Below are 12,058 nucleotides of genomic sequence, written 5' to 3'. Positions count from 1 at the left end.
AGGAGCTAACTGAGGTCAAATCGCTGTCTACCAAGGCTTTTAGAGTTTGCGATCGCTCTTTGTGTGAGAAATGCGGGGAATGTATCTCTGAATCCTTTCCAGAGTTTGCCTAAGCCTTTATTGCTGTTGTAGTTTGGTTTAGGGATGCGGCTGATGTCGGCTTCCGACCCTTTAGCCCACAGCGCATTAGAGACGGCTTTGTCATATTCGATGTCGGCTTGTTGCTGCGCCAGGGGAATTTTGTTCTGTTCCTTGGTAACGTCGGTTTGGTACTTTGTAACCGCCATGAGGTCAGCTACAGCACCCCGGATTTGAATTAGGCTTCCTTGGTGTAAGTGTCGGGTCGTTTCAGCGCTCACGTCATAGCCGTATTTGGTCTTGGCTTCTGTGAGTTCGTTATTGAATCGCCGTTCAGCTAACTGGGAGTCTAAAATCGCTGATGTTACCTGTTTGCCAGACTTTTGGGTTTGTTTGGTAAGGTCTGCGATCGCCTTATTTAAATCCCCCGTTGTTTGGATTGTGACCCGCGCCGCGTCTAAAGCTGGCTGTAGGTTGGTTTTGGCGACTATGGAAAGTCTGCCCATGTCTGAAAGTTTCTGAATGGCGCGGTGGTCGCCGTAGACCGCCTTCATAAAGTCATCTAGGCTGATGCCAAACATCTTATGCATTGCTGCCAGAGTTCCGGGCGCTGCTTGGCTGATGTGGTTATTTAGTTTGGCTTTTCCGAAGTTTCGAGCCATGATAATTCCTCCTGTGGTGAAGCGATGCCCCCGGCGTAACACGCCTAGGCGTGAATGTTAGCGGTTAAAGAATCCTTTAGCCCTCATCCAGGTGTGAGCGCTGCGGACTATGTGCATATCTTCATCGGAGCGTCCCAAGTGGGGAGCGTGGGGGTCATCTTTCGCCATGATTCCAGCCGCTTGCTGGGCAAGGGTTACGGGAACTCCAGCGTTTAATAGGGCTTGCTGGAAGGCAAGAGTAAGTTCAATATCGATTTCTGGCATGATGGGAATATCTCCTAAGTCTTGTTGGTAACTGGCTTTAGGAATGGGGAGACAATTCTTGGTCGGAGCGTCTCCCTGAACCTCTATCTGTTTCATCACTCGAAAGCTTCGCGTAATGCATTGAGTAATTCTCGTCCATCGATTCCCTCGGTTAACTCCTCTGGCTGTTCGCTCAATGACCAAAGGTTGATTAGTGCGATCGCGGACTCCCAGTCGTGAACAGCAATGTGTGGGATAATCGCTTCAACTTTGAGGGCATCCTCATTGGGCATCTCGTTGATTAAATCGATTAATCGGTCAGTTGGCATAACGCAAACCTCCTATCAGAGCGGGTTCCACTACCTCCCAATTCTCATCGCCCCATTCATCAGGATCGGGTTCGTCCTGCACTGACCAATCGGTAATTAATGAGTTAGCGGCGTCCCAGTCGTGATTAACGATGTGCTGTGCCATCTGTGCAATGCGCTGTCCATCAAGAGAGTCGGCGTGGGATTGAATGCGGTTAGCGATCGCGTTCATATCATTCAAAAATTGGTCATCCATGGCTTAAAATCTCCATTAGTTGAAACGAAGCGAAAAATCGCGGTTAGCTCAAGTATTAGGCGGGTCATAAAGGCTGGCTTACGTCCTCCAGTACTACTTGAATCATTGAATTGAAAGCGGCTCGAAGGCTTGTGAACGGGGAGCTTGTGGATTCAAAAATCCCGACTAACGAGGGTCCTGTAAAGCCAGTTGTTTTGGTCTTGGTATAATTCAATTTTGATTCCTTCCATCAGTCAGATAAGGGTTGAGGTGGGCTGACAAAAAACTGAACTAATGCGCCGTTTTTATTTTCATCGTTGCGGTGAATTTTTGCTGTAATAATTACGCGACATCCTCATCAAATTGGGATGCAAAATCAGCGGCAAAATCTAGGTCATCACTAGGTAATTCTGGCTGGGTTTGTTGTGGTGCGATTTGCACAACCTTACCGCCCCCTAATCCAGGTACAATGCCCTTGAGCCAGCCAAACAAGCGGGGGATGAATTCCTGTTTCATCAGCGATGAAGTCAGCTTGTGTTCGTACAAAAGCCGATTGGTTAGCGTCGTTAAATCGGCGGCTGTGAGCTTGTCTGCGGGAATATCCATAACCCGCTTGGATTGCGATTTGATGTAGGCTTCGATATCGGAATCGATGCGGATTCGAGTATTAGGCATTATTAATTCCTCCGTGCTAGTAATGCTGCGGCAATAGTCTGCATCCCAATGGCATTCGCCCAGCTTCCATCAGGTACGGTTGTAATATTTTGAGTACCCAACATTTTCTGAATTCCGGGCATCTCAGTACCTCCACCCCAAGCAACGAAAGACTGAGCAGAATCACGCCACTCTTCAATCGCCTTGAGTGCCAGCCGCAACCGATCCGCCAGCCAAGATTTGATTAGCCGCGCATAGATGGGGCGAATGATAAAACCACGATTGCCGTAGGTAAAATCCCCTGATTCGACGGCTTTACGGATAAGCTCAATGCTCCCCGATTTACCAGTCCCTAGGTGTTTGATTAATTCGGGGTCAGATGCGATCGCCTCCAACAAATCAATACATCCGCCCACCTCTAAAGGTTGGTGATGAATCAGTTTCCCGTTGGGGGCGAAAACTTGGGGGATTGTTGTTGACGTACCAAAATCAAAACCAATGACATGGGCGGATGGCTCGATTAGGTTTAAACGCTTGGCGTAGGTGTAGCTACCAGCGCCCTCTGGGGTTACACTTCCAACGCTGATTTTTACCCGTGTACTGGGTTTTTCTTTGCCGCCAAAACTAACAACATGAGTGCCGTTTGTTAGTTCCTTTAATTTGGCGCTGAAAAGGTCGCGGCTATGGGTGCTGATGACGATAAATAGCCCCCACTCTTGCCGATGAGGAAGGGTAGCCAGCGCCCCAAGTATCGCGTGTAAGGCATATTCAGCTTTTAGCGCGGGGTCATCACTCAATTTGATGTGAGTGGCTGGAGCCTTCCACGCTGCCAACTCTCCTGTTAGGAATTCGCGATCGATTAGGTCTGGTCTGTCTCCTGAGTGGTAAAAGAAGTGACCCCCTTCTTTTGAGGTTAATTCCTCAATCAATGGCGACTTCAATTCCAGAACTTTAGAGGGCTGACGTAGCCGCATTTGTGAACCATTGGAACCGATGCATACCTTGATTAAGCCTGCCCCACAATCAACCCCAGTGGGTAAAAATGGGCGCACTTGTCCTGTTCCAGCCTGAATCGGCTGGCTGATTGCAACCATGATTTTTTTCCTTAAAGTGCTTATCGACACCTCAAAGCTTTACTCAGTAAAGCCTTGAGCGTTTCTGTAGCGGTGCGAGCGCTTAACCCAGTTCAGCCGAGTTTGTTCTACCAGTTCCCTCTGGTGGGCTGTTTTGGGTCTATGCTGTTATCTTAGTGGAGGTAACATAGAGATGTCAAACACATCTCTAATTGATTAATACCAATCCCCTTGAAAAGCGCTTTTTTTGATTGGTGCAGGTAGATAGGGAGTATTCTGGAATGTAGTAAACCCGATGAAAACCCTATAAATCTAATATGGCGCAAGTCAACATCTCGCTTAGTGAGGAAATTCACGAGTATCTTATTCAAATCGCAAATTTGACTGGACTCACAAAAAGCAGTCTTGCCGCTGAATACGTTCGACGGGGGATTTACCAAGATGCTCGAAATCACAAAGAACTACTTCAATTACAGAGGGAGGCTCAACCAAGCACCGGGGCTAAAGGGAAGGGGAAAGGATGAGAGAGGAAGGGAGCGATCGCACTTCACCAAATCCCAATATGCGATCGACTCCTGACAAAAAAAACATTAACCGATACCGCTAAACCCCAGACAGGGAGAGGAAATGAGCGATCGCATCTGGGATTTTTGTGTTATGCTTAAATCAGTTTTCTGTGATAATGGAGGACTAAAACCCAATGTATCAAAAACGAGAGTTGAGGCTCATGGTAGATCCGGATGTGATCCAAAAGCTGGATGCACTCAAGCAAAGCTATGGGAGTCTAGCGCGATCGCACGTTGTTAGTGTGGCGATCACCGAAATGTTTAACCAATCAAAAAACGAAACCGCCCCAACTCAGGAGAGCAGGACGGCTTAAGAATCGAGCGCTAAGATACCACCCCTAGCGCTGAATTTCCGATTATCCCCCATTAAAAATTTAACCGTGTTAACAGCACGGTTGAAGACAAACTGGGAGACAGTATTCCAGATTACGAGATTGTACTAACACTATTATATATTCATATTGTGAATATTTTAGTAATCCTGTGAATACGTCTCCCTTACAACTCTGTAAGGAGACAAAAAATGCCTAAACATGAGAACCATTCTCATTTTACCCCTGAATCGCTTACACCGCAAGTGATTCAGACGCTACAAGATTTCTATCAGAAACGGAAAATACCCCAAGCACAAACAATCCTGGAAAACTGCGGATTACCCGGCGAGCTGGGATTGGAAATGATTGGTGCGATCGCACCAGTATCAGAGGAGGATCTATAAAATGTACGCTTCAGAGAAACCATCCGGAATCGATCGTGCCCAAGCAAAGCGCCACCTCGAACTATTAGGATATAGCCAAGGTGATAAAATCTTCATACGCTATATCCATCCCGACCCTCTACACCAGCCGAGGAGTATCAAGAAATCGCGGCTAAATTGGGAAGAGTGCGATCGCTATCAGTCCGAGGGACACGATGTCTACTTCGTCGCCAATGGGCAAGGGGACACAGACGCCAAGGTCAAAGTCGGTAGAGCTATCTTCTACGAACACGACGATCTAACCAAGGAAAGCCAACGCGATTTATGGAAGGCACTAGAACTACCAGAACCAACCGTGCAGGTGGATACGGGCGGTAAATCAATCCACTCATATTGGGTATTCAATGAACCGATACCGATAGAAGACTGGCGACGGCTTCAGGAGGATTTAATCGAATATTCAGCAGGCGATCGCACCATCAAGAATCCAAGCCGGATACTCAGGTTAGCAGGTAGCCTGTACATGAAAGGAAAGGGATTAACACGCGCCACCATTATCAGCGAATCCGGGAATCGCTACAGCTATCAGCAGCTAAGGGAAATCATACCAAACAGGGACAAGACAATAGATGAAGACGAAAGACCATCACCAGATCTCAATGGAGATGTGTCTTTATACGATTGTCTGACTAAAGACGATCGCGGCTTAATCGTTTCGGGGGTTGCCGAGGGTGGAAGAAATGCCAGCGGTGCGAAGCTAGCCAGAAATCTGATCGGCACAAAATCCCGGCTAATTTTTCTGGGGTATCGCTGCCCGGATGACCCGCGCCAATTATTTGATGAGTATTGCGATCGCTGTACCCCTTCTATCCCAGCAAGGGAACGTGAGCAGATTTGGCGAAAGGCTGAGAAAGACAATCCAACATCAACCCTCACCGATGAAGCCCTCCACAATTGCGCCAGAGCTTATCTGTGGAATGAGCAGAAAAGGGTTAAGCGTGATCGCAGATCTGCAAAGTTTGGCGGGTCTGGTGGGTCTGGCAGTGGCAACGGCGGCGGGTCTAATGTTATTCCTTTCCCCGCTTTAACACCCCTTGAACTCGTTAAGAAAGTTCTAGCTGAAACTAAGTCGAAAGCAGAACGGAACTCAGCTTTCATCGCTAGTGGGTATAACCCACGGGATTTATGGGCGATCGCGACAGAGCTAGAGAAGGAAGAGGATAATGCCGATGAACAGATTGAGGCTTTTGAAGCTTTACCCCGGCTGTTAAAGCGCGATCGCCTAAACCTCTACGACTATCTTTGGGGTGATGGGGGAAGGCTAGCACAGGCGATGCATCAGACGGCTGAAGCCATGCCAACCTCGCCAAGCTTTTTATTCACCACGCTTTTACCCGTTGCGGCTAGCCAGATCGGGATATCGAGCCGGGTTATCATAAAAGCTTCAGCTAAATATAAGCAGCCTTGTATTTTTTGGTCTGGCGTTGTAGCAAAGACGGGGGGATTAAAGTCACCATCACAAAATCCAATCTTAGATCCATTGGTACGGCTTGAGATTGAAGCAAAAGAGCAGTACGACACTGAATTAGAAAACTACCAGATAGACCATGCCCGATGGAAAAAAGATAAGGACGCCGATCCAGCCGATGAGCCAAAGGAGCCAATCCGAAAACGCTACCTAACAAAGGACGCCACACTCGAAACCCTAGAACGACTACATGGACAAAACCCTAGGGGGTTACTGATTCATCGGGATGAACTAGCAGGTGATTTCAAATCCGAGAATGCCTACCGAGGCGGGAAGGGAGCCGATCGCGAAAACAAACTTGATCAATGGAATGGCTCCCCAATTATCGTTGACCGGAAGGAACGAGAAATCACGATCGAACGTAGCGCCGTGTCAAGAACGGGGACGATCCAATGGGAAGTCCTACAGGGGTTGATGGGCGATCATGATGACCCGGCTGGGGTATTCGCACGATGGCTTTTTGATTGTTCCGAAGCACCACCCCGATTTATCGACTTTGACGACGAACAGGATACAAACATTGATGAGCGACTAACAAACCTTTACAAGCAGTTAGGGAAGATGCCTCAAGCCGATTATTTACTAAGCGCTGAAGCCAAGCCCCTATTTCAACAATGGCAACATCATCTAGTGGATCGTGAGCGAAAGGAATCACACAGCGGCTTACGGGCAGTCTACCCAAAGATTGAAGCTTATACAGCACGGTTCGCTCTGTGGTTACACGTCGTTAACGCGGCTCTAGCCAATGATTTACCTCAGCCGATCATATCACGCGAAACGATGCAACGTGCGATCGCATTAGCCCAATATTACCTAAACCAGTGGGAATTGGTAATGGCGGTAAATTCCCCGCAATCGGGGCTAACAGGGGTACTGCTTAAAATCTACCAATACCTCAAGGACAAAGACGCCATAACCATCAGCAAACTAAAAGCGGGTATACGCTCCCTGAGAAAGATTGACACAACCGAAATACAAGCCCGCTGTCAATGGCTTGCTGATAACGGATACATCATTATTAATGGCAAAAAAGTCCAAGTTATCGAAAAAGTCGAAAAAGTTGACAAAATTGACAAAGTTGACAAAAAATTGACAGGAGTGTCAACTGCTGTAACCCCCACTAATAAAGGGATACAGCAAAAAATTGACAAAATTGACAAAATTGACGCACCCGAAGCACACTCACCAACCATAGGGGATAACTCATTTAAAATGAATAATCCTCCCTTAGATCCTGTCAATTTTGTCAAAGTGTCAACCGAGGGGACTGAAACGTCCACCAGTGGGGATGTTGACGCGGTTGACAAAAAAATTGACACCCCTGTCAAAAGTGTCAATTTTTCGGAAAATGTACCCCAAGAGACGATCGCACCCGCACCCGCACCCGACCAATCCACCAGCGGGGAAAACGCGATCGCGCCTGACCCAACCCCTGAAACATCCCCAGATGCACCCGCACCCGAAACTGACACCGGGGAAACATTCATCGAGTATAAGGATGTAATCGCGGCGATTGACTCTGAGATGAAGCGGCTAGGGTGGACAAACAAGCAGGGGCGAGATTATCTCAGCAAAAAATACAACAAGCGATCGCGCCAATTGTTAACCGATGAAGAGTTACTGGAGTTCCTGTCTTACCTGAAATCGAACCCCTGTTCTTTCAAAGTCGGTCAGCGAGTCAAACTTAATATGCCTGGTTCGGTAAGACATGGCATGGTTGGTACCGTCGTTCGTTTGAAAACCGATGGGAGTGAACAAGAATTAATCGTAAAATTCGATGATCGGAAGCTACGACGAGATTTACGTCAGATGGAATGCTATGCTGATTGGCTCTTTCTTGATTGATTGAATTGGACGCGATCGCACCTACAAAAACCGAGGTATCCCAAACCGCGATCGCGATGGGTGAAATATTGCATTCTTTGAGCAGTTCCTGCCAAATCAGACATTTGGGTAGATTGACTGATTTAGCTGAAAAGCAGATGGGGCATGGATTTTGGTGATAACTGATGAAAATTGGTTCATCTGGTCTTAAATACTGAAAACTGCAATATCATCTGGATTGCCCCCGGTGACAACCTCGCTAGATCTACGCCTAACTCGCCCTCGGAGGGGCGACTCTCCGGCTTAAGTTAACAGATTTCACCGTAGGAGTGGGATAGATACTTGTTTGACCGGATTGAATGAGTTATTATGTGTTATAGTATTTTTGTACTATAACAGAGGAATTCAAACATGGCAAGAAAAAGAATCAAGGTTACCCAAGAAACTCAAACAGGGAGAAATAAAAAATTTCATGATAACTATACTGGTAAGGATATGACCCGCCAACAATTCGTTAATGAGATAAACCGGAAGAAATATCCGAACTATCATACTCGGAATATTAATGGGGTCGAGACTCCTGTCTCCAATCCAGACCAGTCTAAATTGAATAACTTGGACTGAGCTAGAGATGTAATATTAGACCGCGAGTGGTAGCTTTCTCATACTGAGTGAAGAGTTCCAGATTTTGGACGAGCTACCACACAAGCTGCCCAATTCCAAAGAAACCGACTGTAAAAACAGGAATTATCAGAGATTTTTACTCAGGTATAACAAGACTATCTGCCTAGCCTTTTGAGTTATTTAGCGGATGTCATACTGATTCATATCGTTTAATCAAAATCGCATCAAATGCCCTTTCCTAAATTACTGAGGGAATTAGCTTCACCTCGTCTATCACCAATTTCTTGATAATACGCGATCGCAAAGCAAGAGAGTTCAAGCCCCCATCTTCCTGTTAATATAAGCTTTTCTTGGGGAGTTTTTAGGCGATCGCCAGAATTTCCGATAAGTGGATTTTATGGATTTTCTTCTCTGGGGGGTTCGCGGGGGAAAGTGGCGAGAGCTGTTTTTAAAATCCCTTCGCTCTCCCGCGACCGGGCTTTCCGCTTCATTCAGTCGCCGCATAGCCTAGCCACTCAAGAGCGCTCCAACCCCCTTCTCACGGCGGTGGCTGGAGCCGTCGCCTAGGCGTGGGGTCGTCCGAGTCACTCGTTCCTCATGCCTACGGACTCTTCCCACTTCCTACGGCTTCTCGCTGGAGTGGCTGGCTTTCGGCTCCATCATTCTCGCTCCAATCCCTACCCCGGCGCGTCTTGCGATTCCCGGTGGCAGCACGCGCTAAATAATTAAATTCCTTCGCGAAGAGAAGCAAGTATAGGCGCGGCTGCCACTCCACTGGCGTCGGGAATCTTGCCGCGCCTGCCATATTGAGATTGTATTTCCCAAATTGCCTCTGAAATCCTTTCGGGTCATTTTCTGACTTTACGCCAAATTAAGACTTTTCAGGGCATGGCGGCGACTGACTGAAATTGACAAAAACTGGAATCAAAAGGACATATTGTGGAACTTTTAACAGATTCACGCCGATTTTTGTTGGGCTACTGAGAATGAAAGTCAATAGCCATGATTTTGAGACCAATAACCAACGCCACTTCGATCCAAGTTTAGGCATTTTGGGACGAGAAGTAGCATTTGGAGACGAGGTGTTCTCTGCCTTGCTTCCCGATAGTGGACAGGTAAAAGACAACAGGAGAAAAAAGGGGATGTTTTTTTTTGTGTGACAAGAAAACCAAAACTTTTGGTTTCGTAAATTATTTTAAATGACTTGAAAAGCGATATACCTTAAAAATTCCTTATTTTAGGGCAAAGGATAAAACAGGGGAAATAGAGGTAAACAATAGGCGAAAGCTGGCAACTGAGAAAAATCCAAGCGTATCAGAAGCGGGGCGGGTTCCTTTTATTGTGAATCGCTATCAATAAGTAGAAAATTTTAGCATTCCCCCTGATTTTTTCGCTACCTATTTAACACCAACTCTACCCCGATCTTTTTCCGGTTTTCCCCTGTTCCTTCCTTATGGGGTCGAATATGTGAAGCTTTTTACACAAAAATGAGCCGTTTTACCCTTTGTTGCCGTATAGTAAGCCAATGCCCCACTATTGCTTCTTATTGAGAATAGACCCCCTAAAGGATAAGGAGCAAGCCAAGTCGAGAGGTGTCTCTTCAGAGACACCTGTGGACTGAAGTCCACCCTCGACGGCTTGCTCTGCGAGGCAAGTCAGAATTTTTGTTGTCGTTTCTAAAAAAACCGCCATGACTCGTAAAAAGACTCGCACAACCAGAGCGTATGTTTGGTTAACTCCGCAGGAAAAGAGCGATTGGAAAACTTGTTTCAGCATCGGCAGGAATGTCCTTGAACGATTACGTCCGATGTTGTGTGGAACGCAGAAAGATGCCAGCAGCGATACCTGAAGTTAACCGACAGACAGCCATGGAGCTGGGAAAGATAGGGGTAAACCTAAATCAGCAGATTCGAGCGATGAATACCGCGATCGCTCGTTTGTCAGACTATCACCAATGTCGAGGAAGCGCTCTTCTTGGTGGAGGAAGTTTTGAAGTTAGTCAAACAGCTCCAAGAAGAGCTGCTAGAAGGAACGGAGCAGTAGCTCTTACACCCAACACGCTCAGACAGACCCCCGCCGATATGGTGGGGGTCTGTCGTTACTGTTCCGATTTTTGAGATTTTTGGGGAGTAAGTTCTCAGCCAGGTGTTACTTCCGTGACATCGGAAAAGTTAAAGGCGCTATCGCAGGCTACCTAACAGATGCCGAATATGAATCGGCTTCACACTTTTCAGGTAGGAATCAATAGGAAATTTACGGCAAAAATCGCCTACTATTTCCTCATTTATTCTCATTTATCCGATTATTTCCGAGAAATTCCTTCAAATTGAGAATAAATCTCCCTAAATTAACGAAATTTAATAGTTTTTAAGGGAATTTATGCACTATCAGCCCTACTCATTCCTCCCTTTTCCCCTAAGAATGTGTAGCAAGCCATGTCAAATGTGCGTACAAATTTTTAAGGGGCGATCGCCGACGAATGCCAACGCATTAAACCACTCCCACCACTCATTCCCTTTCATGCGATCGCCATTGTACCCTTATCCGGGCAAGTACAAACTGGAACTATCTTCCGGACGGGCATGGAGATAGCGGCTGGTAATGGCGACGCTGGAATGCCCCAAAGTTTCAGCAACGAGATGGATTTTTGCTCCCCGTTCCAGAGCATGAGTTGCATGGGCATGGCGCAACCAGTGGGGTGAAACGTTGCCCTTGATTCCAGCTCGTTTACCTGCGGCTTTCACAATTTGATGCACCCGTTCCCGCGTCAAGTGACCGGAGTGGCTGCCCTTGCGAGAGCGGAACACGGGTTCATTAGGAGTCGCATCTCCCCTGATCTGCATGAGTTCTACCCATAACGAGGCGGGAAGTAAAATACTGCGAGTCTTGGAACCTTTGCCCAGGACGGTAACTTGTCCGCTATTGCCCCGAAGCTGTAAATTGTTCCACGTCAACTGGCACAGTTCACTAGCGCGTAACCCAGCCAGGTACAATAGCCTCAAGATTGCCCGATTTCTCGGGTTCGTCTCCAAGGCAATCATCATTTGAACTTCTAACTCCGTTAACAGCCGTTCGTTGAGGGTATCCGGTGAAGAGGGGAGTTCGACTAACGCTCCAACATTTCGGGGTAATACCTCGCTTTTGTTGCCAAAGGAAATCAGGGAGCGGACAGCCGCCATAATGGTACGCTGAGTACTTTTGGCAAGACCCTGTTCTTCTAGCGAGGCAGCAAATCCCTGGACTTCTGCCAGCGTTACCAAGTGCAGGGGCTTTCCCACAAAGGAGATAAAGCGCATGGCATAGAGGCGGTAGTACTCCTGGGTACGGGGACTTTTGCCATGTAGCCAAAGGTTAAGTAGCTGCTCTGTGGCTGATACGGCTGTTTGTGTCGCTCCCAAGTTCATCCCCCACCCTCCACTCAAATGAATCATACAAGAAGGAGCGCCCCTCCCTTGGAAAGAAAGGCGGTAATGGCGTGTGAATTTGGCTATAAGCTGTCATGCATTTAAACTGTGATAAGAGCATTACCCTTATTTTTCAGTTTGCGCCCCCAGTTAATAACTAGC

The 12,058-nt window shown here is 47.1% G+C and carries 16 protein-coding genes; 7 read left to right on the top strand and 9 right to left on the bottom strand.

Going from position 1 to position 12,058, the window contains the following annotated elements:
* Window positions 1-5: 5 nt before the first annotated feature.
* From ACLGGO_RS33390 to ACLGGO_RS33365, 6 genes are all read right to left on the bottom strand, one after another.
* Complete coding sequence (locus tag ACLGGO_RS33390) at window positions 6-740, bottom strand: hypothetical protein (protein ID WP_446422547.1); 735 nt, start codon at window positions 738-740, stop codon at window positions 6-8.
* A 57-nt stretch (window positions 741-797) separates the two neighbouring features.
* On the bottom strand, window positions 798-1,100 hold the full coding sequence (locus ACLGGO_RS33385) for a hypothetical protein (RefSeq protein ID WP_446422546.1): 303 nt from the start codon (window positions 1,098-1,100) through the stop codon (window positions 798-800).
* Window positions 1,100-1,312: a hypothetical protein gene (locus tag ACLGGO_RS33380; RefSeq protein ID WP_446422545.1), complete on the bottom strand. Its 213-nt coding sequence runs from the start codon at window positions 1,310-1,312 to the stop codon at window positions 1,100-1,102. The genes ACLGGO_RS33385 and ACLGGO_RS33380 overlap by 1 nt, the downstream gene beginning before the upstream one ends.
* Window positions 1,302-1,547 carry a hypothetical protein gene (locus ACLGGO_RS33375; RefSeq protein WP_446422544.1) on the bottom strand — a complete coding sequence of 82 codons (246 nt, stop codon included), beginning with the start codon at window positions 1,545-1,547 and terminating at the stop codon, window positions 1,302-1,304. Before ACLGGO_RS33375 ends, ACLGGO_RS33380 begins: the two co-directional genes overlap by 11 nt.
* Window positions 1,548-1,868: 321 nt before the next feature.
* Window positions 1,869-2,201 carry a hypothetical protein gene (locus ACLGGO_RS33370; protein WP_446422543.1) on the bottom strand — a complete coding sequence of 111 codons (333 nt, stop codon included), beginning with the start codon at window positions 2,199-2,201 and terminating at the stop codon, window positions 1,869-1,871.
* A 2-nt stretch (window positions 2,202-2,203) separates the two neighbouring features.
* A complete protein-coding gene (locus ACLGGO_RS33365; protein ID WP_446422542.1) occupies window positions 2,204-3,274 on the bottom strand; it encodes a ParM/StbA family protein in 1,071 nt (356 codons plus the stop codon).
* A 679-nt stretch (window positions 3,275-3,953) separates the two neighbouring features.
* Between ACLGGO_RS33365 and ACLGGO_RS33360 the strand changes: the two genes are divergently transcribed.
* The 5 genes from ACLGGO_RS33360 to ACLGGO_RS33340 all read left to right on the top strand — a co-directional run bounded on the left by ACLGGO_RS33360 (window position 3,954) and on the right by ACLGGO_RS33340 (window position 8,492).
* The gene (locus ACLGGO_RS33360; protein WP_446422541.1) at window positions 3,954-4,133 is read left to right on the top strand and encodes a hypothetical protein; all 180 of its coding nucleotides are present in this window, start codon (window positions 3,954-3,956) and stop codon (window positions 4,131-4,133) included.
* Window positions 4,134-4,342: 209 nt separating this feature from the next.
* Entirely contained in the window at window positions 4,343-4,537 is a 195-nt protein-coding gene (locus tag ACLGGO_RS33355; RefSeq protein WP_446422540.1) for a hypothetical protein, read from the top strand.
* A gap of 1 nt (window position 4,538) precedes the next feature.
* The gene (locus ACLGGO_RS33350; RefSeq protein ID WP_446422539.1) at window positions 4,539-7,889 is read left to right on the top strand and encodes a DUF3987 domain-containing protein; all 3,351 of its coding nucleotides are present in this window, start codon (window positions 4,539-4,541) and stop codon (window positions 7,887-7,889) included.
* Complete coding sequence (locus ACLGGO_RS33345; protein WP_446422538.1) at window positions 7,886-8,047, top strand: hypothetical protein; 162 nt, start codon at window positions 7,886-7,888, stop codon at window positions 8,045-8,047. Before ACLGGO_RS33350 ends, ACLGGO_RS33345 begins: the two co-directional genes overlap by 4 nt.
* Before the next feature lie 232 nt (window positions 8,048-8,279).
* Entirely contained in the window at window positions 8,280-8,492 is a 213-nt protein-coding gene (locus ACLGGO_RS33340) for a hypothetical protein (protein ID WP_446422537.1), read from the top strand.
* A gap of 601 nt (window positions 8,493-9,093) precedes the next feature.
* Here ACLGGO_RS33340 and ACLGGO_RS33335 read toward each other — a convergent pair.
* Window positions 9,094-9,297 carry a hypothetical protein gene (locus ACLGGO_RS33335; RefSeq protein WP_446422536.1) on the bottom strand — a complete coding sequence of 68 codons (204 nt, stop codon included), beginning with the start codon at window positions 9,295-9,297 and terminating at the stop codon, window positions 9,094-9,096.
* A gap of 181 nt (window positions 9,298-9,478) precedes the next feature.
* On the opposite strand from ACLGGO_RS33335, the gene ACLGGO_RS33330 reads away from it, so the two are divergent.
* Window positions 9,479-9,652 carry a hypothetical protein gene (locus tag ACLGGO_RS33330; RefSeq protein ID WP_446422535.1) on the top strand — a complete coding sequence of 58 codons (174 nt, stop codon included), beginning with the start codon at window positions 9,479-9,481 and terminating at the stop codon, window positions 9,650-9,652.
* A gap of 373 nt (window positions 9,653-10,025) precedes the next feature.
* On the opposite strand, the gene ACLGGO_RS33325 is transcribed toward ACLGGO_RS33330, so the two are convergent.
* A complete protein-coding gene (locus ACLGGO_RS33325; protein WP_446422534.1) occupies window positions 10,026-10,268 on the bottom strand; it encodes a hypothetical protein in 243 nt (80 codons plus the stop codon).
* 8 nt (window positions 10,269-10,276) lie between these two features.
* On the opposite strand from ACLGGO_RS33325, the gene ACLGGO_RS33320 reads away from it, so the two are divergent.
* Entirely contained in the window at window positions 10,277-10,609 is a 333-nt protein-coding gene (locus ACLGGO_RS33320; RefSeq protein WP_446422533.1) for a hypothetical protein, read from the top strand.
* A 423-nt stretch (window positions 10,610-11,032) separates the two neighbouring features.
* On the opposite strand, the gene ACLGGO_RS33315 is transcribed toward ACLGGO_RS33320, so the two are convergent.
* The gene (locus ACLGGO_RS33315; RefSeq protein WP_446422532.1) at window positions 11,033-11,923 is read right to left on the bottom strand and encodes a tyrosine-type recombinase/integrase; all 891 of its coding nucleotides are present in this window, start codon (window positions 11,921-11,923) and stop codon (window positions 11,033-11,035) included.
* Window positions 11,924-12,058: the final 135 nt, after the last annotated feature.

The sequence above is a fragment of the Coleofasciculus sp. genome, assembly GCF_046565525.1.
Taxonomy (GTDB): Bacteria; Cyanobacteriota; Cyanobacteriia; order Cyanobacteriales; family Coleofasciculaceae; genus Coleofasciculus.
The sequence above is the reverse complement of the archived record's forward strand: the minus strand, read 5'-3'. Positions and strand labels throughout refer to the sequence as shown.